Here is a 22,241-nt window from a genome sequence, read left to right as displayed (position 1 = left end):
GTCGATCAAGCGGCAGTGTCGATCAAGCGGCGGTCAGAGCGGGTACGTGCGCGCCACCGCCAGCATCTCCGAGCTGTGCGACCCGACCACGCCCACACCCTCCGGCCGGGGCCGGAACCCGGGCACGGAGGACAGCCCGTCACTGGCGTCCATCGCCCGCACCGAAACGGCACCGCCCCGGGGCACGAGCGTCAGCGTGACCTCGACACCCTCCGGCGGCGGGGCGTGGAACACGACCCCGAACCCCCACTTGCCGTCGGCCGGCTCGACCGGCACGTCCCGTCCGGCCACCGATGCGGACCGCACGGTGGCGGTGCTGGTGTCGACGTGCAGCGTGAGCAGGCGTACCTGCCGCTGCGGCACCACCCGGACCCGCAGCACGCGCTGGTCACCGGTGCGGGTGTCGGAGAGCAGCTCCACCTTCGGGGCGGGCAGGGGCGCCGCGGTGGCCGAGCCGCCGCGCAGCTCGGTGGCGCCCAGCCCGGGGAAGTCGTCGGCGATCGAGACCGTGCCGTCGACGTAGCCGTCGGTCCACGGCTGCGGCTTCTCCTCCCGGGTGAGCCAGGCCGCCTTGCCGGTGCCCGCATCCAGCGCGTACATCAGGTGCGTCGGCACGGGATGTGCGGCGTCGAAGCGGTCCACGGCGAGGCCGACCCCGGCGAGCACCACCGCCGCCAGCGCGGCGGCCGCGGCGGGCAGCGCGCCGAGCCGGCGTGCGCGCAGCGCGAGCAGGCCGCGCTGGCCGCCGGCCCGGGGGTGCAGCAGGTCCACCACCGGGAGTACGGCGAGGCCGAGCAGCACCGCGACGAGCGCGGCTACCGCGCCCATGCCCATGCCCAACGCGGGGAACAGCAGCACCACCGGAGGCAGCAGGATCACGACTGCGACCGCGGCGGCGAGCGTCACCGCGACCACCGGCCACGGTCCGTCGCGCCGGGTGGCGAGCGCCACGAAACCGGCGAGCGCGCCGGCCAGCGCCGGCAGTGTCGTCAGGTACGCCCCACCGGGTACCGCCACGGCGAGCAGCACACCGAACACGGCGAGCCAGGCCAGCCCGCCGAACGCCAGCGCGGCCGGGCCGACCCGGCGGCGCAGCAGCGCGTACCAGCAGAACAGCACGGCGGCGGAGAGTGCCACGACGGCGAGCCGGTACCAGCCCGGGCGGTACGGGTCGAGCAGCTCGGCGTACCCGGGTCGGATCGTGGTGATCGCGGCCCAGAGCAGCCACGCGCCCAGCGGGGCCACGACGACCGGCAGCAGGGTCAGGCCGAAGCCGGCGGCGAGCGTGCCGGCGGTGGCCCGCCCCCGGCGGCGCAGGAGCCAGCCGAGCGCGCCGACGGCGAGCAGCGCGACCACCGCGAGCGGCAGCGTCAGCCAGCCGGGGTAGCGCACCAGCCCGCCGAGCACCGGGAAGTAGGTGTCGTCGTGGCCGGCGCGCAGGTCGCCCAGGTCGGTACGGCCGAACTCACGGGCCAGGCCGAGCGCGTTGTCGCCGTGCATCTGGAGGCTGCCCCGGTCGACCCGGGCCGGCACGTCCAGCGGGGTGTGATAGATCGCGCCGCCGTCGATGTAGGCGGAGTTCAGCCCGACGAACTTCCGGTCCAGGAACGCGGTGAAGTCGGTGTCGTTCGGCAGCGCCCGGTAGATCTCCACCGCGAACGACGTGCCCACCGGGTGCGGCGCGGCCCTGCCGAAGATCTCCACCAGCTTCGCGTTGTTCCGGGACGTCTCGAACATGATCACCGGGCCGGTGGAGCCACGCGCCTCCAGGTTGAGCACGACGCCGCCGTCGCGGGCGAGCGGATGGTCGCCGGCGAACCCGGCGGCCCCGCACAGGCACGCCTCCTCCGCGTCGGTGAGCACGAAGACGATGTCGTTGCGGGGGCGCGGGCCGGTGGTGAGCGCCCGCGCGACCTCCAGGATCGTGGCGGTGCCGGCGGCGTCGTCGTTGCCACCCGGCCCGGTCTGCACCGAGTCGTAGTGCGAGACCAGGAACACCTTCCCGGTCGGGTCGGTGCCGGGCAGGCGGGCCACCACGTTGCGGACCCGGGCCAGCGTGGCCCCGCCCGCCGCGCCGGACAGCTGCCCGGCCTCGGGCGCCACCGCGTCCTGCACCTCGGTCTGCAGGCCCAGCCCGCGCAGCGTCGTCACCAGATGCTCGCGTACCCGGTCGTTGGCGGCGCTGCCCGCCACGTGCGGCTCGGCCGCGATCACCTCGACATTCCGGAAGGCCCGGGCGGCGCTGAACTCGCCCTCGGGCGCGTCCGCCGGGGCCGGCGCCGGGGTGGAGAGGCCGGCCAGGACGCCCGCCCCGACGGCGAGCAGCGCGACGAGCGCGGCGACGGCGGCGATCGGCCGCCGGCGGGGCCGGGTGAACGCGCGGTCGGCGGGGCGGGTGGGGGGTGCGCCCACGGGGACTCCTCGGGGTGGATCTACGGGGTGGGGATCATCCTGCACCCCCGAGGGCTGCGGCGGCAGTCCTCGGTCGGTGCGCTGCGGGCGTGACAGCGCTCCCGGCGTAACATCGTCTGTCGACCGCGCCGCTGTGGAAGTGGATCGGTCACACGCTCCGCCGCGCCGGTGTCGGTCGCGTTGTGTGCGACTGTTGTCTGAGTCAGGATCAGCAGGGCATTCGGAAGGAGCCCGACATCACCAGCGAACTCCCGCGTCTCGCGGCGGTTACCCGACCGCAGCGGGGTTCCGGCGCGTCGGGTGCCGTCCACGTGCCGTCGGCCGGGGCCGGCCTGCACGGCGTACCGCCGGGCGAGCGGCTGCGGGTGCTGCTGGTCGAGGACGACGAAGGCGACGCCTTCCTGGTCGGCGAGCTGCTCGCCGAGACCAACTCGATGATCGACCTGCTGGTGGCCACCAGCCTCAGCGAGGCCCGGCAGCGGGTGATGGGCGTCGACTGCGTCCTGCTCGACCTGGGCCTGCCCGACGCGCAGGGCCTGGACGGGCTGCGCCGGGTGCTGGAGATGGCCAGCGGTGCGGCGGTCTGCGTACTGACCGGCCGCTCGGACGAGCACCTGGGCATCGTCGCGGTCGCCGAGGGAGCGCAGGACTACCTGGTCAAGGGCCAGGTCGACGGTGTCCTGCTGACCCGGGCGCTGCGGTACGCCGTCGAGCGCAAGCGGGCCGACGAGAACGCCCGCCGGCTGCGTGAGGTGGAGCTGCGCCAGGCCGAGTCCGCCCGCCTGGAGCGCGGCCTGCTGCCGCAGCCGCTGATGACCACCGACGAGGTGTCGGTGCACACGTTCTACCGGCCCGGCCGGCACGCCGCGCTGATCGGCGGCGACTTCTACGACGTGGTGCAGACCCGGCCGGACCGGATCGATTTCATCGTCGGCGACGTCTGCGGGCACGGCGTGGACGAGGCGGCGCTCGGCGTGGAACTGCGCGTCGCGTGGCGGGCCCTGGTGCTGGCCGGGGTGCCGGACGACGAGGTGCTGCCCGCGCTGGAGCAGGTGCTGATGAGCGAGCGCCGCCTCCAGGAGATCTTCGCGACGGTGGCCACCACCCGGCTCGACCTGGCGTCGGCACGGGCCACCGTCCGGCTCGCCGGTCACCCGCCGCCGCTGCTGCTCAGCGGCGGGAAGGTCGCGCCGGTGCCGGCCAAGGGCGGGCTGCTGCTGGGCGTACGCCCACGCCGCCCGGTCGCCTTCGACCTGGAGTTCGACACCGACGACTGGTCCCTGCTGATGTACACCGACGGCCTGATCGAGGGCCGGGTGGACGGCGGTGACGAACGCCTCGACGTGCCGGGCCTGACCGGGCTGCTCGACGACCCGGCGAACCGGGCGGTGCCGCTGGCCGAGCTGCCCGCCTGGCTGGTCGGGCGGGCCGAGCAGATAAACGGCGGCCCGCTCGCCGACGACGTGGCGATGTTGCTGGTGACCCGCGGTAGCGGTCGGTGAGCGTGAGCGCGAAAGGCTACGGGGAGGAACCTGTGAAGGCGTACCAGCAGGGGTGGACCCTGCGGCGGCGGGTGGTCGCGCTCCTCGGCGTGGTGGTGGTGCTGCTGCTCGGGCTGGCCGCCGCTGAGGCGGCGGTCGCCGCGAAGAACCGCGAGAACATCGACGCGGTGCTGCTCAAGACCGGCCCGCTGCGCGTCCAGGCGCAGGAACTGATGAGCGTGCTGCTCGACCAGGAGACCTCGGTTCGCGGGTACGCGGTGAACGGTGACCGCCGCGACCTGGAGCCGTACCAGGAGGGCGTGAAGCGCGAGCAGACGCTGGCCGCCTCGATCCGGGACCTGTCGGCCGACTACCCGGACGTGCGCCGGTCGCTGGACGCGGTGGAGCAGCAGACCGCGCAGTGGCGGACCCAGGTGGCCGAGCCGGTGATCACCACTGTCGAGCGGGACGGCGCGGCGGCCGGCCAGGCGCTGATCACCGACGCGACCCGCCAGCAGTTCGACGGCATCCGGACGTCGGTGAACACCCTTCAGGACGAGATCCTCACCGTCCGGCAGGAGACCGCCGACCGGGTCAACTCGACCAGCAACGCGCTGGTCGTGCTGCTGGTCATCGCCGCGCTGGTGGTGACGACTGCCGGTGTGGTGATGCTGCTCTCGCTGGACCGGATCCTGATCCGCCCGCTGGCGGCCCTGGTCAGCCAGGTGCGCGAGGTGGCCGACGGCGACTACCGGCACCACATCGAGGGGTCCGGTCCGCCGGAGTTCCGCCGGCTCGCCGAGGACATCGACCAGATGCGGATGAAGATCGCCCGCGAGCTGGACGAGGTACGCGAGGCGCGCGAGCGCATCGAGTGGGTCAACAGCCAGCTCCAGAAGCAGGCCGAGGAGCTGACCCGCTCCAACCGTGACCTGGAGCAGTTCGCGTACGTCGCCTCGCACGACCTCCAGGAGCCGCTGCGCAAGGTGGCGAGCTTCTGCCAGCTCCTGCAGCGGCGCTACGCCGGGCAGCTCGACGAGCGGGCCGACCAGTACATCGCGTTCGCGGTGGACGGCGCGCAGCGCATGCAGCGGCTGATCAACGACCTGCTGGCGTTCTCCCGGATCGGCCGGTTGACCACCGGTTTCACCGAGGTCGACCTGAACAAGGTGATGGGCGACGTCGCGGGGCAGACCGAGGCGGCGTTGCAGTACGCCGACGCGGACCTGACCTGGGGCGAGATGCCGACCATCCGCGGCGAGGAGCCGCTGCTGACCAACCTGCTGGTCAACCTGGTCAGCAACTCGGTGAAGTTCCGCCGGGCGGACGTGCCGCCGAAGGTGCACGTGTCGGCGCGGCTGGTCGGCGACGAGTGGGAGATCAGCTGCCGGGACAACGGCATCGGGATCGAGCCGGAGTTCGCCGACAAGATCTTCGTGATCTTCCAGCGGCTGCACTCGAAGGACGCGTACCCGGGCACCGGCATCGGGCTGGCCATCGTCAAGAAGATCGTGGAGTATCACGGCGGCCGGGTCTGGGTGGACACGGACGCCGACGAGGGCACCACGATCCGGTTCACGCTCCCCGCGCTGGAGGCCGACATCGAGGCCGCCCGGGCGGCGGAGGCGGCGAAGGACGGGGACGCGGCGGACGACGCGGAGCCGGCCGAGGCGCCGGCCGCCGAAAGTGCCGAGGGCGACCCGGCGGGCGTCGGGCGGCAGCCGGACGGCGAGGCACGCGAAGAGCCGCCCGCGGAGGCGGACCGACACGGTACAAACGGTGGCATGAAGGAGACGGTGGGATGACCGCGCCCGCGGACGGCAAGAGCCCGATCGAGGTCCTGCTCGTCGAGGACGACCCCGGCGACGTGCTGATGACCCAGGAGGCGTTCGAGGAGCACAAGCTCCGCAACCGCCTCACCGTCGTCTCCGACGGCGCCGAGGCGCTCGCCTACCTGCGCCGCGAGGGCCAGTACGCGGACGCGGTGACGCCCGACCTGGTCCTGCTCGACCTGAACCTGCCCCGGCGGGACGGCCGGGAGGTGCTTGAGGAGATCAAGAAGGACGAGGAACTGCGCCGCATCCCGGTCGTGGTGCTCACCACCTCGCAGGCCGACGAGGACATCCTGCGCAGCTACCAGTTGCACGCCAACGCCTACGTGACCAAGCCGGTGGACTTCGAGCGCTTCATCTCCGTGGTCCGCCAGATCGACGAGTTCTTCGTCAGCGTGGTCAAGCTGCCGCCGCGTGGCTGACCCGCTGCTGGACGACGTCGGCGCGCTGCTGAAGGAGGCAGCGGCCAAGGTCGTCGTGCCGTTGTTCCGCCGGCTCGACGCGTCCGACATCTCCGAGAAGGCTCCCGGCGAGGTGGTCACCGTCGCCGACCGCGAGGCCGAGGTGCTGATCTCCGAGGGCCTGCGGCAGTTGCGTCCCGGCTCGGTGGTGGTCGGCGAGGAGGCCGTCGCCGAGGACCCGGACCTGCTGCGGCACCTGCGCGGCAGCGGCGACGTCTGGCTCGTCGACCCGGTCGACGGCACCTCCAACTTCGCCGCCGGCCGCCGGCCGTTCGCGCTGATGGCGGCGCTGCTCACCGACGGCGTACCGGTGGCCTCCTGGGTGTACGACCCGCTCGACGGCACGATGGCGGCGGGCCGGCTCGGCGCGGGTGCCCGGCTGGACGGGGCGTCGCTGGGCGCGCCGCGGGCCGAGCCGCGGGTGGGCGCGCTGCGGGGGACCGCGGCGACGAAGTTCCTGCCCCCGGACTTCCGCCGCCGGGTCGAGGAGGGCGGCCGCCGCATCGGTGAGCTGCTGCCCGGCCAGCACTGCGCCGGCCGGGAGTACCTGGACATCCTCACCGGCGCGCAGCAGTTCGTGCTGTTCTGGCGCACCCTGCCGTGGGACCACACGCCCGGCACGCTGCTGGTGCGCGAGGCCGGTGGCGTGGCCCGCCGGTTCGACGGCGCCGACTACCACCCGGCCGACGACGGCAAGGGACTGCTCGTGGCCGCCAGCCCGGAGATCTGGGACGAGGTGAGCACCGCCCTGCTGGGCGGTTGAGCGGCGCTGCGCGACGAGCACGGCACGCTGCGTCGACGTCGGACGCCGTACGCCGTCGCCGGCCTGGCGTGTCGCGCGTGGTCCGGTATCGTGACCGGCGGTCTCCGCCAGCAGGCCGCCGTCCGGCGCCGGCGGAGACGCCGCTCGGTGTACGGGGGCCGGCGGTCGACGGAAGGACCAACACGTGCCCAGGACCAGCCCTACCGGCCGGCGCGTCCGGCGGTCGCTGCTCGCCGCGCTCGCCGCGGTGGCCGTGCTGCTCGGCTCCGGCGTGGCCGCCGGGCCGGCCGCCGCCGTACCCAGCCCGAACGCCCCGAACGAGGGCGGCAGCAAGCAGCTGCGGGCGGCGCTCGAGGCGGCGGCGAAGGGCCACATCGAGGCCCAGAACAAGCTGGAGAACTCCAAGCGCCGGCAGAAGGCGCTCGCCGCCCAGCTCACCGAGATCGAGGTACGCCTCGTCGGGCTCAGCGCGCAGGCCGGTGAGGTCGCCGCGCAGTCGTACCGGATGGGCCGGCTGACCGCGACGTCGATGCTGCTCGCGAGCGCCGACCCGAACGACTTCCTCAAGCGCGCCGCCGAGCTGGACGTGATGGCCCAGCGGGACAGCAAGCGGCTGCGGGAACTGGCCGACGCGAAGGCGCAGGCGGCCGAGGCGAAGCTCGCCATCGACGCCGAGGTGCGGGAGCAGGCCAAGCAGGTCGCGGTGCAGGCCCGCAAGAAGAAGGACGCCGAGGTGGCGCTGGCGAAGGTCAGCTCGGGCGCCGGGTCCGGCTTCAACGGCACCTCCTCGTCGGCGCGGCCCGCGCCGCGCAACTCGGACGGCTCGTGGCCGTCGGAGTCCTGCTCGGTGGACGACCCGACGCCCGCCTCCGGCTGCATCACGCCGCGCACGCTGCACATGCTCCAGCAGGCCAAGGCGGCCGGTTACAAGCGGTACGCCTCGTGCCACCGCAGCGGTGGCGGCGGCGAGCACCCCAAGGGTCGGGCCTGCGACTTCTCCGCCGCCAGCGGTGGGTTCGAGGACAAGACCGCCACCGGCGGCGACAAGGCGTACGGCGACAGCCTCGCCGCCTGGGCGAAGAACAACGCGAACCGGCTCGGCATCATGTACGTCATCTGGTATCGGCAGATCTGGATGCCGAACACCGGTTGGCGCGCGTACAGCGGTGGTGGCAGCCCGGCGGCGGACCACACAAACCATGTTCACATCTCGATGTATTGACGCGGCCCGCCGGCGGCGCTGCGTACCATCGCCACGGTGAGCAGCACATCGTCCGACGTCATGGCGGAACCGGCGGCCGACGCCCCGGTTCCGCCGCGGGCCCTCCCCAACGGGCTCGCCGCGTTCCTCGTCTTCTTCTCCAGCGGTGCGGTGCTGGTGCTGGAGACCGTCTCGTTGCGCCTGGTCGGCCCGTACGTCGGGGTGACGCTCCAGGTGACCAGCTCGGTCATCGGCATGGCGCTGGCCGCGATCGCCTACGGGGCGTGGTTCGGCGGGTGGCTCGCCGACCGGCGTGACCCGCGTACCCTTCTCGCCCCGGCGCTGGTGCTGGCCGGCATCGCCACCGCGGTCACGCTGCCGATCGTCAGGTACGCCGGTGAGGCGCTGCGCGGCGGCGCGGCGAGCGCGGTGCTCCTGCTGACCGCGCTGACCGTGGTGGTGCCGGCGGCGCTGCTGTCCGCCATCACCCCGCTCGTGGTGAAGCTCCAACTCGCCGACCTGCGCCGCACCGGCCAGGTGGTGGGCAAGCTGTCCAGCATCGGCACACTCGGCGGCATCACCGCCACGCTCGGCACCGGCTTCATCCTGGTGGCAGCGCTGCGCAGCTCCGTCATCGTGCTGGGGCTGGCCGCCGCGCTGGGGGTGAGCGGGCTGGCGCTCGGCGTCTGGCTACGTCGGCAGGCGGATGCCGGTGGGCCGTCCACGCCGGGCCGGGTCAAGGCCGCGCTGGCGTTGCTCGGTCTCGCCGCGGCCGGGCTCACCGCCGCCGCGCCGAACCCGTGCGACGTGGAGACCGCGTACCACTGCGCCCGGGTCGAGGTGGACCCGTCGTGGCCGCAGGGCCGCACGCTGTACCTCAACTCGGCCGAGCACTCGTACGTCGACCTGGACGAGCCCAACCACCTCAAGTACGCGTACACGCAGTGGATCGGCCTGGTCGCGGACGTGGCGCGGCCGGCGAAGCAGCCGATGGACGCGCTGCACCTGGGTGGCGGTGGCTTCACCGTGCCGAACTACCTGGCCGCGACCCGGCCCGGCACCGACAACCTGGTGTTCGAGCTGGACGGCGGGCTGGTCGAGCTGGACCGGCGGGAGCTGGGCCTGCGCACCGGCCCGAAGATGCGCGCCGAGGTGGGCGACGCGCGGGTGCTGCTGCGTGACGAGCCGACCGACAGCCGCGACTTCATCGTCGGCGACGCGTTCGGCCACCTGGTGGTGCCGTGGCACCTGGCCACCCGGGAGATGGCCGCCGACATCCGCCGGGTGCTGCGCCCGGACGGGATCTACGTGCAGAACGTCATCGACTACCCGCCGGGCCGGTTCATCCGGGCCGAGCTGGCCACCGTGAAGGCCGAGTTCGCGCACGTCGCGCTGATCGCCCCGCCCGGCGCGATCGACGGGGAGCAGGGCGCCAACTTCGTCATCGTCGCCTCGGACGCGCCGCTGCCGCTCGCCGCGATCCCGCCCGGGCTGAAGCTGCTGCCCGAGCGGGCCGAGCTGATGGACGAGGCGCGGGTGACCGAATGGGTCGGTGACGCGATGGTGCTCACCGACGACTACGCGCCGGTGGACCAACTGCTCGCGACCGCCTGAACGGGTGACTTTTCTGACCGATTCCGACAGCTGAGGTGTACCGGGGTCGACTTCGGGCAACAGGACCGACCATGGGTGGACCGGTCAGGAACGGCGTGCAACTGCTCGGCGAGCGATATCGGCTCGTCGAGCAGTTGGGTGCGGGCGGCATGTCGGTCGTCTGGCGCGGCTACGACGAGGTGCTGGGCCGCCAGGTCGCGGTCAAGGTGCTGGCCTCGCGGCTGGCCAGCGACAAGGCGTTCCGGCACCGGATCCGGGTGGAGGCGCAGGCCGCCGCGCGGCTGTGCCACCCCAACATCACCAACGTGTACGACTACGGCGAGTCCGTGCAGGTCGGCCTGACCGTCCCGTACGTGGTCATGGAACTCGTCGACGGCGGTCCGCTCAGCGGGCGGCTCGGCCGCGACGGGCAGCTTCCCTGGCGGGAGGCCATGACCATCGGCGCGGAGGTCGCCTCGGCGCTCGCCGCCGCGCACGCCCGGGGCGTGGTGCACCGGGACGTGACACCGGGCAACGTCATGCTGACCCCGACCGGGGTGAAGGTCGTCGACTTCGGCATCTCGGCGCTGGTGGGGGAGAGTGACAAGGGGCCGGACGGCGCGCTGCTCGGCACGCCGGCCTACCTCGCGCCGGAGCGGCTGGACAACGGGCACGTCTCGCCCGCCACCGACGTGTACGCGGTCGGGCTGCTGCTCTACCGGATGCTCACCGGCCGCCTGCCGTGGCAGGCCAGCACCACCACCGAGATGCTGCGCGCGCACATGTACCGCGACCCGGACCCGATGCCTGCCGTGCCGGGCCTGCCCGAGCCGGTCGCCGCGCTGGTGCAGCGGTGCATGTCCAAGCGTCCCGAGGACCGCCCGGCCACCGCCGAGGTGGCCCGTACGCTCGCCGAAGCAGCGGGTATCGCGGCGATCGTGCCGGTGTCACCGGCGTTCGGCCGGATGGACCCGGCGCTCGCCGAGAACGCGGGCACCACCATCCTGCCGTGGTCGGCGGAGACCGACGCGCTGCCGTTCTCGGCGGTGCGTACCCGCACGAGGCGGGCGGTGGCGCGGCGGCGCAAGGTCGAGGCCGGGGTGGCCGCCGTGGGCCTGGTCGCGGTCACCGCCACGCTCTGGGGGCTGACCTCGCGGAGCCCGGCCAGTGGCGGGGTGGAACCGACCGAGGCGCGGATGAGCCTGCCCGAGCCGATCCCCTGTGCCGTCGACTATTCGCTGCGCCGCGACACCGGCAAGGACTTCTCCGCCGAGCTGACGCTCACCAACACCAGCGACCGGGAACTGCGCGGCTGGACCATGAACTTCACGTTCCCCGGCAAGCAGACCGTCACCACGTCCCAGCCCACCGCGCGTCAGGCGGGGCGTACCGTCTCGATCGCCGCACCGGCGACGGACCCGGCGCTGGCGCCCGGCGCGTCGACGAAGCTGACACTGGCCGGCCGCTACACCGGGAGCAACACGCTGCCGGTGGAGTTCACCGTCGGCGGCAGCACCTGCGGCGTGCAGGTCTCCGGCATCGCCGGCTCGGCGCCGACCACCGCGCCGCCGGTGAAGACGCCGGTCAAGCCGGCCACCAAGGCCACCGCCAAGAGCGGGCCGGCGAAGGCCAAGCCGGCCCCGGCGAAACCGAAGCCCAAGGCCGCGCCGAAGCCCAAGGGCAAGGAGGGCCCGAAGGGAAAAGCAAAGTAGACCGGCCGAAGGGGGGTGAGCACGGCAAGGGCAAGGGTCCTGGTCCCAAGAAGGGCTGACGGCCAGGTGTGCGGCCCCGGTCAGGTCAGCGCGGAGAAGCGCTGCACCTGGGAGATGCCACCCTCCACGATCAGCACGGTGTCCGCCTCCAGGACCGTGTCCGGCCCGACGTACCGGAACGGTTCCCCGGCCTGCTTCTCGCCGACCACCATCACGCCGTACCGGTCCTGCGGGGCGATGTCGCGCAGCGACCGCCCGACCAGCGGCGCGGGCACCTTGATCTTGGCGATGGCGAAGTCGTCGTCGAACTCGATGAAGTCGAGCATCCGGCTGACGATCAGGTGCGCCACCCGCTCGCCGGTCTCCTGCTCGGGGAAGACCACGTGGTGCGCGCCCACCGAGTGCAGGATCTTCGCGTGCTTCTCCGAGGTGGCCCGCGCCCAGATCTGCTCGATTCCCAGCTCGGCCAGCGCCAGTACGGTGAGCACGCTCGCCTCCAGCGACGCGCCGATGGCCACCACGACCCGGCGGAAGTCCGCCAGCCCGAGCTGGCGCAGCACCGCCTCCTCGGTGGTGTCCGCCTGCACCACCCGGTCCAGGTCGGCCGACCAGTGCTGGACCCGCCCCGCGTCGCGGTCGATCGCCAGCACCTCGTAGCCGAGGCGGGACAGGGAGTCCGCCAGGCGCGAGCCGAACCGGCCCAGGCCGATCACTGCGATGCCGGTCTCCTCCGGATGTCTAGCCGACAATGGGTTGCTCCTCCGGGTAGCGGTACAGCCGTCGACGGGTGTTCAACGCGATGGCCGAGCCGAGGGTGAGCGGCCCGATCCGTCCGATGTACATGAGCGCGGTCAGCACGTACTGGCCCGGTGGCGAGAGCTGCCCGGACACGCCGACGGTCAGGCCGGTGGTGCTGAACGCGGAGGTGACCTCGAACAACGCGGCCGAGAACGATATGTGCGAGGTCAGCGCGATCAGGCCGACCGTCCCGCCGGCCACGAGCGCCACGCTCAGCAGCGCCACCGTCAGTGCCTGCCGCTGGCTCGCCGTCGCCACCCGGCGGTGCCCGACTGTGGTGTCCGGCTCGCCCCGCAGCTCGGCCCAGATGGCGTAGCCGAGCAGGAAGAACGTGGAGACCTTGATGCCGCCCGCGGTGCTGGCGCTGCCGCCACCGATGAACATCAGGCCGATCAGCATGGGGTAGCTCTCGTCGGTGAGCCGCCCGACGTTGACGACGTCGAAGCCGCCGGTACGGCTCAACGCGATCTGGGTGAACGACGCCAGCAACTTGCCCGGCACGTCGAAGGTGCCGATCGTGAACGGGTTGCCCCACTCGGCCAGCAGCAGGTACGCGACGCCGAAGACGGTCAGCACCACGCTGCCCCAGACGGTCAGCTTCGTGGCGACCGCCCAGCGCGCCGGCTGGCGCCACTCGCGTACCGCCTCGAACAGCGCCGGGAAACCCAGCCCGCCGATGATCGCGCCGACGCTGAGCGGCAGCGCCACCCAGCCGTCCCGGGAGAACGCGATCAGGCCGTCCGAGTAGAGCGCGAACCCGCCGTTGTTGAACGCCTGCACCGAGTGGAACACCGCCGACCAGAGCGCCCGGCCCGGCCGGTAGTCGTACGCCAGGAACAGGCGCGCGGCGATCACCGCCGTCATCAGCGCCTCGGTGACGAAGACGGTCGCCGCGATGCGCAGCAGCAGCCGGCGTACGTCCCCGAGGCCGAACTCGGCGGTCTCCGCCTGCACGAGCAGCCGGTTACGCAGACCGAGCTGGCGGGACACCGCCAGGATCACCAGCGACGCCCCGGTCAGGATGCCCAGACCACCGAGCTGCGTCAGCACGGTGATCATCACGAGCCCGAAGCCGTTCCAGTAGTTCGGCGTGTCGGTCACCGCCATCCCGGTCACCGACACCGCCGAGGTGGAGGTGAACAGCGCGGTGACGAACGGGGTGTACCGCTGCTCGCTCGTCGCCCAGGGCAGCATGAGCAGGCCGGTGCCGACCAGGATCACCGCCAGGAACCCCAACGGCACCAGCCGTACGGGCTTCCGGAGCAGGCGGCGCACCCCGTCATCTTCCGTCCGGAGATTCACCGGCAGGTCAGGAACCGACCAACTGGCGGTCAACCACACCCGGTCTGCTGTGCGTACCCATCGACGACAGGAGACGGCGTTGCGACGTACCCTTTCCGCCCTCGGCGTGGCCGGCGCGCTGCTCGCGGCGGCCGCTGTGGTGGTGCCGGCCGTGGCCGCCCAGGCCGGCCCGGACCACCGCGCCGCCGAGCAGGCCCGCTCGGCCCAGCGGCCGATCGTGATCGGCCACCGCGGCGCGAGCGGCTACCGCCCCGAGCACACCCTGGAGGCATACCGGCTCGCCATCCGCCAGGGCGCCGACTTCATCGAACCGGACCTGGTCGCGACCAGGGACGGCGTCCTGGTCGCGCGGCACGAGAACGAGATCTCCGGTACGACGGACGTGGCCGCCCACCCCGAGTTCGCCGCCCGCAAGGCGACGAAGACCATCGACGGGGTGACAGTCACCGGCTGGTTCACCGAGGACTTCACGCTGGCCGAGCTGAAGACGCTGCGGGCCAAGGAGCGGCTGCCGCAGGTGCGGGTCGCCAACACCGCGTTCGACGGCAGGTTCGAGATCCCGACGTTCCAGGAGGTCATCGACCTGGCGCGGACCGAGTCGAAGGCCCGCGGCCGGACCATCGGCGTCTACCCGGAGACCAAGCACCCGACCTTCTTCGCGTCGATCGGCCGTCCACTGGAGGAGCCGCTGGTGGCGGTGCTGCGCCGCAACCGGCTCACCCACCGCGCCGACCCGGTGTTCGTCCAGAGCTTCGAGACCGCCAACCTGCGCAAGCTCGACACGATGATCGACGTACGGCTGGTGCAGCTCATGGACGCGTCCGGCGCGCCCTACGACTTCGTCGCGGGCGGCGACAAGCGGACCTACGCGGACCTGGCGACGCCCGCGGGACTGGCCTGGATCTCCCGGTACGCCGACGGCGTCGGCCTGAACAAGAACCTGATCGTGCCCCGGGACCCGGCCGGACGACTGCTCGCGCCGACAGCGGTGATCCGGGACGCGCACCGGCGGAAGCTGGTGGTGCACGCGTGGACGTTCCGGGCCGAGAACCAGTTCCTGCCGGTGGACTTCCGGATCGGCACCGACCCGAACGCGCGTGGTGACATCACGTCGGAATACGAGCTGTTCTTCGACCTGGGCCTGGACGGCGTGTTCAGCGATCATCCCGATACGGCGGTGGCCGCCCGAGCCGGCCGCTGACCCTGCTCCCCTGTGACGGGGTGCCCGCCGCAAGTGGCGGGCACCCCGTCCGCTTGCCCAGGTCCGTCCCGGGCCCCCCGGCTCCCCGGCTCCGAGAGATCTTGGTACCAAACGGCCCTCATAGGGGCCCTTTCCTACCAAGATCTCCACCGATCCCACCTCGCGGAACGCCAGTCTCGCCCGATGGACGGCGCTCGACGCAGCAACAAGCCGAACGGGGAGCTCCCGCCCGCGCCGCCCCGAAACCTCTGCGATCTTGGAGTTGTGGCGCCTGATAAGTCGGGCTAACCGGGCATCCGAGGCGCCACAACTCCAAGATCGACGGTGGTGGGCGGTGGCGGGCGGGCTTGTCGCGCGGGGCGGGTACCACTTCGGGGAAGTGGCTGATTCCGGGCGGGATGATGCCGCCACTTCGGCGTAGTGGAGTTGATCAGGCCGGAGGGTCGGCTACGTAGGTGCCTCGGCCGGGCTGGCCGGTGATCAACTCGCGATCGTGCAGTAGTGAGAGAGCGCGGGACGCCGTGTTCATGTGGACGCCATAGGCTTCGGCGAGTTCACGGGTCGAGGGCAACTTGTCGCCGGGCTTCAACTCGCCACTCTTGATCTTCGCGGCGATGTCGTTGGCGATACGGCGGAACGGTGCTTCTGCTGTGGGCATGGTGGGACTCCGGTTGGTCCGGCGAATCCGATCCCGTCCTGCCTACACGGGCACTGCAACACGGCGCGCGATGGCGTGGGGCGACATTCCCGGCGAGGTGCGCGTGGTGGGTGTGGCCATCCCGGGTCGGTGCGGTTACGTGTCGATGTCCGCCGTTGTAACGTGCGGCCATCCCGTCACGGGTACTTGTGTGCGCCGACCACATAGCCCGTGGGTGACGTCACTTCTAGCGTGAGCCGACAACTGACATTCCCCCTGTCCTCACCTGGAGTCGCAATGACGATCCGGCACACGCGACGGGTGTTCCTTACCGCCGCCACCTCGGTGGCGGTCGCTCTGGCCGCCACGGCCTGTGGCAGCCCGCAGGACACCGCATCCGGCGGCGGCGACGCCGCCCCGGTCAAGGTCGGTCTGGTCTACTCCCAGTCCGGGCCGCTCGCCAGCTACGGCAAGCAGTACATCGAGGGTTTCAAGGCGGGCCTCGACTTCGCCACGAAGGGCACCGGCAAGGTCGGTGACCGCACGATCGAGGTGACCGAGGCCGACGACGCGGGCGACCCGGCCAAGGCCGTGTCCGCCGCGAAGGACCTGATCGGCAAGGGTACGAAGATCATCGCCGGGTCCACCTCCTCCGGGGTGGCGCTCCAGGTCGCGCCGATCGCCGCGCAGAACAAGGTGCTGTTCATCTCCGGCCCGGCCGCCACGGACGCGGTGACCGGCGCGAACAAGTACACGTTCCGCTCCGGCCGGCAGTCGTGGCAGGACGTGGTGACCGCCCGGTCGTTCATCGGCGACGCGGGCGGCAAGAAGGTCGTGGTGTTCGCGCAGGACGGCGCGTTCGGTGACGCGAACGAGGCCGCCGTCAAGGCCGTCATCGGCGGCGCCGGTGCGAACGTGAGCAGCGTACGGGCCCCGGCCAGCGCCACCGAGTTCACGCCGTTCGCCAGCCAGATCAAGGCCGCCAAGCCGGACCTGCTCTTCGTCGCCTGGGCCGGCACCACCGCCGGCGCCATGTGGCAGACGCTCGACCAGCAGGGCGTCCTCGCCTCCACCACCGTCGTCACCGGCCTGGACATCCGCGCCTCGTGGCCGACGTTCGGCGCGGCCGGCAGCAAGATCTCGTTCCTGTCGCACTACTTCGACGGCGCCAGCGACACCGAGGCCGCCAAGGCCGCGAAGGCGAAGGTGCCGGGCGGCACGCTCGACCTGTTCCACCCGGACGGGTTCGCCGCCGCGCAGATGGTCGTCCGTGCCGTGCAGGAGGGCGGCGACGACGTGGAGAAGATGGTCAAGGCGCTGGAGGGCTGGGAGTTCGAGGGCGTCAAGGGCACCATGAAGATCCGCGCCGAGGACCACGCCCTGCTCCAGCCGATGTACCAGGCGAAGCTCTCCGGCAGCGGAACCGCCTTCACGGCGACCGCGCAGAAGTCGCTCACCGGTGACGAGAGCGCGCCGCCGGTCGCGCAGATGAAGGGCTGACCCGTGCTCGCCACCCGCGGTCTGACCTGGCGGATCGGTGAGGTCGCCATCGTCGACTCCGTCTACCTCGATCTGGCGCCGGGGGAGTTCCTCGGCGTGATCGGGCCCAACGGCGCCGGCAAGACCTCCCTGTTCAACCTGATCACCGGCCTGCGCCGGCCCACCGAGGGCACGGTCCTGCTGGACGGCGCGGACATCACCGCGCTTCCGCCGTACCGGCGTGCCCGGCTCGGCCTGGGGCGTACCTTCCAGGCGTCCTCGGTCTTCGGCTCGCTGAGCGTGCGGGAGAACGTCCGGCTCGCCGTCCAGGCACACCGGGGTGGCTCGATGAAGCTGTGGCGGCGGGCGGCGGCCGACCGGGAGGTGGCCGCCGCCGCCGACGCGGCGCTCGACCGGGTCGGCCTGCACCACAGGGGTACGGCGCTCGCCGGCACCCTGGCCCACGGCGAGAAGCGCAAGCTGGAGATCGCGCTGCTGCTCGCCGGTGAGCCCCGGGTGATGCTGCTGGACGAGCCGATGGCCGGGGTGAGCGCCGAGGACGTACCCGAGCTGGTCAGCGTGATCAAGTCGTTGACCGGCGACAGCGGCCGGGCGGTGCTCATGGTGGAACACCACATGGACGTGATCCTGGAGCTGGCCGACCGGATCGCCGTGATGCACCACGGCGCGCTGCTGGCGTGCGACACCCCGGACACGGTGATGGCGAACGCCACCGTGCAGGAGGCGTACCTGGGGGAGGCGCTCTAAATGACCGAACCTGTCCTGTCCGTGGCGGACCTGTCCGTGCGGATCGCCGGACTGCACATCCTCCAGGGGGTGTCGTTCGAGGTCGCGCCCACAGGCGTGACGGTGCTGCTCGGGCGCAACGGCGTCGGCAAGACCACCACGCTGCGCGCGATCGTCGGGCTGACGCCGCGCGGCGGCGAGGTGCGCGGCAGCGTACGCATGGGTGCCCGCAGCCTGCTCGCCCGCCCCACCCACCGGCTGGTCCGCGACGGCCTCGGCTACGTGCCGGAGGACCGCTGCGTCTTCGCCGGGCTCACCGTCGCGGAGAACCTGCGGCTTGCCGAACGGCGGGGCGTCGCGCCCGCGTACGACAAGGTCTTCGCGCTTTTCCCGGAGCTGGAGCGGCGCGGACGGCAACGGGCCGGTTCGCTGTCCGGCGGGCAGCAGCAGATGCTCGCGATCGGCCGGGTGCTGCTGAACGACAACCGGCTGCTGCTGGTCGACGAGCCGACGAAAGGGCTGGCGCCGAAGGTGGTGACCGAGGTGGCCGAGGTGCTGGAACGGGTGGCGGAATCCGTGCCGGTGCTGCTGGTCGAGCAGAACCTGGCGGTGGTGCGGCGGCTGGCGACCGACGCGGTGGTGCTCTCCGCCGGCAAGGTCGCCTGGACCGGCGACGCCCGGGAGCTGCTGCTGGAGACGGCGCTGACGAAGTCGTTGCTCGGTGTGGGTTCTGGCTCCGGGGAGGTGCACGCGTGAACACCGTGGTCCTGCTGACGCTGACCGGGCTCGGCCTGGCGGCGCTGTACTTCCTCGTGGCCTCCGGCCTGTCCCTCGTGTTCGGCCTCGCCGACGTGCTCAACTTCGCGCACGGCCTGTTCCTCGGCGTCGGCGCGTACGCGACCTGGTGGGCCTCGGGCAACCTGCCCGGCGCCGGACCGGACGGGTTCGGGTTCGTGCTCGCCGTCGTCATCGGTGTGCTGGCCGGTTCGCTCGTCGCGGTGCTGGTGGAGCTGGTGCTGATCCGGCCGCTCTACTCCCGCACCATCGAGCAGGTGCTCGTCACCGTCGGCCTGTCGCTCGCCGGGGTGGCGCTGCTCCAGGCCACCTGGGGCGCCGACCCGCGACCGTTCCCGCGTCCGGACTGGAGCCGGGGCGTCACATCGGTGCTCGGCGCGCAGGTGCCGAACGCCGGGCTGCTGCTGATCGTCGCCGCCGCGGTGGTGCTCGGCGCGCTGCTGGCGTTCCTGCGCTGGACCCGGTACGGCCTGATCATCCGGGCCGGCGTGGAGAACCGGGAGATGGTGACGGCGCTCGGCATCGACGTGCGCAAGGCGTTCACGCTGGTCTTCGCGATCGGCGGGGCCGCCGCCGCGCTGGCCGGTGCGCTCGGCGGCGTCTACTTCGGCACCGTGTCGCCGGGCCAGGGCGGGTCGCTGCTGATCTTCGCCTTCATCGTGGTGGTGATCGGCGGGATGGGCTCGGTGGTCGGGTCCGCGTACGCGGCGGTCGCGGTGGGGCTGCTGCAACAGTTCGTCAACTACTACGGCACGTCCGGGCTGGGCGACCTGTGCGTGGTCGGTCTGCTCGCCGTGGTGCTGCTGCTGCGTCCGCAGGGCCTGGCCGGAAAGGTGGCTCACGCATGACCAACTCGGTGGTCGACGCGCCTCCGGCGCAGGTGCCCGACGAACTGACCCCCGGGCGTTCCCGCTGGCACGGCCTGCGTCCGTACCTGCCGTTGGTGGCCCTGGTGGTGGCGGCGATCCTGCCGTACTCGACGCTGAACCTGCCCGGGATCTTCGAGGGGCCGCTGAACTCGCCGGGCACGCTGCAACTGCTCGCCATCTGCCTGGTGTTCGGCGGGCTCGCGGCCGGATACGACCTGCTGTTCGGGCGGACCGGGATGCTCTCCTTCGGCCACGCCCTCTACTTCGCCGCCGGGGTGTACGGCACCGACATCCTGGTCACCAAGGCCGGGCTGCCGCTGTGGCAGGCGGCCGTGCTCACGGTGATCGGCGGAACCACGCTCGCCGCGCTGCTCGGCGCGGTGGCGCTGCGCACCGTCGGTATCGCGTTCGCCATGGTGACGCTGGCGTTCGCGCAGGTCGGGGCGATCCTGGTGGCCCGCGACTTCGGTGGCCTCACCGGCGGCGAGGAGGGCCTGCCGCTGGACGTGTCGGGGCTGCCGGCTGCCTTGGTGGGCGTCACCAACACGGTGAACCTGTACTGGCTGGCGCTGGCGTACCTGGCCATAGTGGTCCTGGTCGTGCACCGGGTCAGCGCCTCGCCGACCGGACGGGTGCTGGCCGGGCTGCGCGACGACGAGCGGCGGATCGGGGTGCTCGGGCTCGACCCGTACCGGTTCAAGCTGGTCGCGTTCACGCTCGCGGGCGGGCTCGCGTCGGCCGGTGGGGTGGTCTACGTGCTGATCGTCGGCGGCGCCAGCCCGCACATCACCTCGTCGGAGCTGACGCTGTCGCTGCTGGTCATGGTGGTGCTCGGCGGTCCCGGTACGCGGTGGGGGCCGGTGCTGGGCGGCGTCCTCTACATGTACCTGGACCACCGGCTCACCGCGTTCGGCAGCAGCGAGGCGGTGAACAGCCTGCCCGCGTTCCTCAGCCACCCGCTGAGCCAGCCCCTGTTCGTCCTGGGCACGGTGTTCATCCTGGCCGTCTACTTCTTCCCCGGCGGCCTGGCCAGCCTGCGAACCCGCCTGACCCCGTCCTGACGGCCCTCCGCCGCCCCCGCTGACCCGCTCCCGCCCCGCCCACCTCTGCTCCGGCGATCATGAAGTTAACGCCGCGACACGCCGTGTCCGATGGCGCTAACTTCATGATCGCGCGGGACAGGGCCCGGGCGGGGATGCGGGAAGGGGAGCGGACATGGGGGAGCGGGAGCAGCGGCTGGCTGTGGTCAGCGGGGGTGGGACCGGGATCGGGGCTGCGGTGACGCGCGGGCTCGTCGAGGACGGGTTCGACGTTCTCGTGGTGGGGCGGCGGGGGGACGTGCTCGACGCCGCCGCGCGGCGGATCTCTGACGAGAGCGGGCGGGACGGGGCGGTCACCGCCGTCGCCGCCGACCTGACCGATCCGGGGCAGGTCGGCGCGGTGGTGGAGGCGGTCGGGGACCGTGCCGTGGACGCCGTCGTCAACAACGCCGGGGGTTACCTCCACGGGGCGACCGACTCGCTCGGCGGGGTGGCGGACTGGTGGCGGGCCAACCTGGACGCCAACGTGCTCACCGCCGTCCTGCTCACCGAGGCGCTGCTGCCGGCCCTGCGCCGTCCCGGCGGCCGGGTGGTCCTGCTCGGCTCGATTGCCGCGCAGCGCGGCGGCGCCGGGCCGTACTCGGCCGCGAAGGCCGCGTTGCACGGCTGGGCGTACGACCTCGCCGCCCAGCTCGGACCCGACGGGATCACCGTCAACGTGGTCAGCCCCGGCTACGTGGCCGAGACCGAGTTCTTCGGCGACCGGATGACGCCCGAGGGCCACGCCAAGCGGGTCGCCGCCACGCTCGTCGGCCGGGCCGGAGTGCCGGACGACATCGCGGCGGCAGTGCGCTACCTGGTCGGACCGTCCGCCGGATACGTCACCGGGCAGGTGCTCGGCGTCAACGGCGGTTCCGTGCTCGGCCGCTGACACGCGGAAGGGGCGGCGGCCCCCCGTGTGGCCACCGCCCCTTCGCGTACGTCGTCCTCAGCCGTTGAGCATCTCGTACGCCGACGCCGGCGCCTTCTGCACCTGCGAACCCGTCGGCGCGGTGAGCTTCGGCGCCTTGCCGAAGTCGTAGTACTTGGCGACCAGCTTCATCGCCTTCGTCTTGCCGGCGGCCGGCACGTCAAGGGTCAGCGACGTGAGGTTCCCGTCCGGCCCGACCACGGCCGTGAACGGCACCTTCTTCGCCGCCTCACCCAGCGCGGCCACGTCCACTGTGCTGAAGTTCTCGCGGATGTCGGCGTTGGCGGTCAGGTCGGCGAACCCGCCGTACGTGCCGTTGCCCCGATCCTCGACCGTCTCGGCGGTCCGGATGACAGCGGCCGTGTTGGCCGGGTCGGCGTTCTGGTAGACCGGCACCTCCGAGGCGTCGTCGAGCTTCGTGCGGTCCAGGAGCATCCAGCGCTTCGGCAGCTTCATCGCCTCCTGCAGGCCGGGCATACCGGTGATCTTGACGCGCACCCAGATGTCGTCCTCGATCACGCGGAAGGTCATTCCCATGGTGAACTCGGGGTCCTTCTCCGACACGGTCAGCTCCACGCCGCGCGCCGCCGGGTCGACCAGCCCGTCGAACTTCTCGGTGCCCTCGACGGTGGAGAACCGGAAGGCCGGGTCCTTCTCGTCCGGCACGGCGGCCAGCAGCGCGGCCTTCGGGTCGGCCGACGGGCTCGGCGCCGGTCCGGCGCCCTCGGAGGCGTCCCCGGTCCCGCACCCCGCGGACAGGACGGTGGTGGCCAGCACGGCCGTCGCGAGAGCCGCGATCCGCCGGAGGTTGCCGGCGGAACCGAATCGCTGCGTCATGGTGTTCGACTCACTTTCCCAGGTGATTGTTGCCGGGTAAGTATCGTCAGACGTCACGGCGGCATCGCTGCCGATATGCTGCCGTCCGACTGCCGTCGGCCACAGTGGGTG

Annotated in this window: 18 protein-coding genes and 1 pseudogene; 14 read left to right on the top strand and 5 right to left on the bottom strand. The window is 72.3% G+C overall.

Annotated elements, in window-relative coordinates; translation table 11 throughout:
- Window positions 1-33 precede the first annotated feature (33 nt).
- The gene (locus tag ACQP26_RS27405) at window positions 34-2,412 is read right to left on the bottom strand and encodes a M28 family peptidase (protein WP_433494348.1); all 2,379 of its coding nucleotides are present in this window, start codon (window positions 2,410-2,412) and stop codon (window positions 34-36) included.
- A 311-nt stretch (window positions 2,413-2,723) separates the two neighbouring features.
- On the opposite strand from ACQP26_RS27405, the gene ACQP26_RS27400 reads away from it, so the two are divergent.
- The 7 genes from ACQP26_RS27400 to ACQP26_RS27370 all read left to right on the top strand — a co-directional run bounded on the left by ACQP26_RS27400 (window position 2,724) and on the right by ACQP26_RS27370 (window position 11,455).
- Complete coding sequence (locus tag ACQP26_RS27400; RefSeq protein ID WP_433494347.1) at window positions 2,724-3,914, top strand: PP2C family protein-serine/threonine phosphatase; 1,191 nt, start codon at window positions 2,724-2,726, stop codon at window positions 3,912-3,914.
- A gap of 32 nt (window positions 3,915-3,946) precedes the next feature.
- Window positions 3,947-5,698, top strand: coding sequence for a sensor histidine kinase (locus ACQP26_RS27395; protein ID WP_433494346.1), 1,752 nt, complete (start codon window positions 3,947-3,949; stop codon window positions 5,696-5,698).
- On the top strand, window positions 5,695-6,147 hold the full coding sequence (locus tag ACQP26_RS27390) for a response regulator (RefSeq protein WP_091426599.1): 453 nt from the start codon (window positions 5,695-5,697) through the stop codon (window positions 6,145-6,147). The genes ACQP26_RS27395 and ACQP26_RS27390 overlap by 4 nt, the downstream gene beginning before the upstream one ends.
- Window positions 6,140-6,949: an inositol monophosphatase family protein gene (locus ACQP26_RS27385; protein WP_269703922.1), complete on the top strand. Its 810-nt coding sequence runs from the start codon at window positions 6,140-6,142 to the stop codon at window positions 6,947-6,949. The genes ACQP26_RS27390 and ACQP26_RS27385 overlap by 8 nt, the downstream gene beginning before the upstream one ends.
- 184 nt (window positions 6,950-7,133) lie before the next feature.
- The gene (locus tag ACQP26_RS27380) at window positions 7,134-8,171 is read left to right on the top strand and encodes a coiled-coil domain-containing protein (protein ID WP_269703924.1); all 1,038 of its coding nucleotides are present in this window, start codon (window positions 7,134-7,136) and stop codon (window positions 8,169-8,171) included.
- A 60-nt stretch (window positions 8,172-8,231) separates the two neighbouring features.
- The gene (locus ACQP26_RS27375; RefSeq protein WP_281579958.1) at window positions 8,232-9,764 is read left to right on the top strand and encodes a fused MFS/spermidine synthase; all 1,533 of its coding nucleotides are present in this window, start codon (window positions 8,232-8,234) and stop codon (window positions 9,762-9,764) included.
- A 71-nt stretch (window positions 9,765-9,835) separates the two neighbouring features.
- A complete protein-coding gene (locus tag ACQP26_RS27370) occupies window positions 9,836-11,455 on the top strand; it encodes a serine/threonine-protein kinase (RefSeq protein WP_269703926.1) in 1,620 nt (539 codons plus the stop codon).
- A gap of 80 nt (window positions 11,456-11,535) precedes the next feature.
- On the opposite strand, the gene ACQP26_RS27365 is transcribed toward ACQP26_RS27370, so the two are convergent.
- Together ACQP26_RS27365 and ACQP26_RS27360 are read right to left on the bottom strand one after the other, a co-directional pair.
- Window positions 11,536-12,204 (bottom strand): potassium channel family protein, encoded by a 669-nt coding sequence (locus ACQP26_RS27365; protein ID WP_433494345.1) that lies wholly within the window; start codon window positions 12,202-12,204, stop codon window positions 11,536-11,538.
- A complete protein-coding gene (locus tag ACQP26_RS27360) occupies window positions 12,194-13,528 on the bottom strand; it encodes a TrkH family potassium uptake protein (RefSeq protein WP_433494344.1) in 1,335 nt (444 codons plus the stop codon). The genes ACQP26_RS27365 and ACQP26_RS27360 overlap by 11 nt, the downstream gene beginning before the upstream one ends.
- Before the next feature lie 106 nt (window positions 13,529-13,634).
- Here ACQP26_RS27360 and ACQP26_RS27355 point away from each other — a divergent pair, with 106 nt between their 5' ends.
- The gene (locus ACQP26_RS27355) at window positions 13,635-14,756 is read left to right on the top strand and encodes a glycerophosphodiester phosphodiesterase (RefSeq protein WP_433494343.1); all 1,122 of its coding nucleotides are present in this window, start codon (window positions 13,635-13,637) and stop codon (window positions 14,754-14,756) included.
- Between the two features lie 430 nt (window positions 14,757-15,186).
- Here the strand turns inward: ACQP26_RS27355 and ACQP26_RS27350 are convergent, their stop codons facing one another.
- Window positions 15,187-15,414 (bottom strand): GntR family transcriptional regulator, encoded by a 228-nt coding sequence (locus ACQP26_RS27350; RefSeq protein ID WP_433494342.1) that lies wholly within the window; start codon window positions 15,412-15,414, stop codon window positions 15,187-15,189.
- Between the two features lie 276 nt (window positions 15,415-15,690).
- Between ACQP26_RS27350 and ACQP26_RS27345 the strand changes: the two genes are divergently transcribed.
- The 6 genes and pseudogenes from ACQP26_RS27345 to ACQP26_RS27320 all read left to right on the top strand — a co-directional run bounded on the left by ACQP26_RS27345 (window position 15,691) and on the right by ACQP26_RS27320 (window position 21,254).
- Complete coding sequence (locus ACQP26_RS27345) at window positions 15,691-16,893, top strand: substrate-binding domain-containing protein (RefSeq protein ID WP_128136766.1); 1,203 nt, start codon at window positions 15,691-15,693, stop codon at window positions 16,891-16,893.
- A 3-nt stretch (window positions 16,894-16,896) separates the two neighbouring features.
- The gene (locus ACQP26_RS27340; RefSeq protein WP_269703935.1) at window positions 16,897-17,640 is read left to right on the top strand and encodes an ABC transporter ATP-binding protein; all 744 of its coding nucleotides are present in this window, start codon (window positions 16,897-16,899) and stop codon (window positions 17,638-17,640) included.
- Window positions 17,641-18,375 (top strand): ABC transporter ATP-binding protein, encoded by a 735-nt coding sequence (locus tag ACQP26_RS27335; RefSeq protein WP_433494341.1) that lies wholly within the window; start codon window positions 17,641-17,643, stop codon window positions 18,373-18,375. It begins immediately after the preceding gene.
- Window positions 18,372-19,262 (top strand): branched-chain amino acid ABC transporter permease, encoded by an 891-nt coding sequence (locus ACQP26_RS27330; RefSeq protein WP_433494340.1) that lies wholly within the window; start codon window positions 18,372-18,374, stop codon window positions 19,260-19,262. The genes ACQP26_RS27335 and ACQP26_RS27330 overlap by 4 nt, the downstream gene beginning before the upstream one ends.
- A pseudogene (locus ACQP26_RS27325) lies at window positions 19,259-20,367 on the top strand (branched-chain amino acid ABC transporter permease). The gene ACQP26_RS27330 and the pseudogene ACQP26_RS27325 overlap by 4 nt, the downstream one beginning before the upstream one ends.
- A gap of 131 nt (window positions 20,368-20,498) precedes the next feature.
- Window positions 20,499-21,254 carry an SDR family NAD(P)-dependent oxidoreductase gene (locus tag ACQP26_RS27320; protein ID WP_433494339.1) on the top strand — a complete coding sequence of 252 codons (756 nt, stop codon included), beginning with the start codon at window positions 20,499-20,501 and terminating at the stop codon, window positions 21,252-21,254.
- Window positions 21,255-21,311: 57 nt separating this feature from the next.
- On the opposite strand, the gene ACQP26_RS27315 is transcribed toward ACQP26_RS27320, so the two are convergent.
- Entirely contained in the window at window positions 21,312-22,130 is an 819-nt protein-coding gene (locus ACQP26_RS27315) for a hypothetical protein (RefSeq protein WP_433494338.1), read from the bottom strand.
- Between the last annotated feature and the right edge of the window lie 111 nt (window positions 22,131-22,241).

This window comes from Micromonospora sp. CA-248089 (genome assembly GCF_050948515.1).
Classification (GTDB): domain Bacteria; phylum Actinomycetota; class Actinomycetes; order Mycobacteriales; family Micromonosporaceae; genus Micromonospora.
The sequence above is the reverse complement of the archived record's forward strand: the minus strand, read 5'-3'. Positions and strand labels throughout refer to the sequence as shown.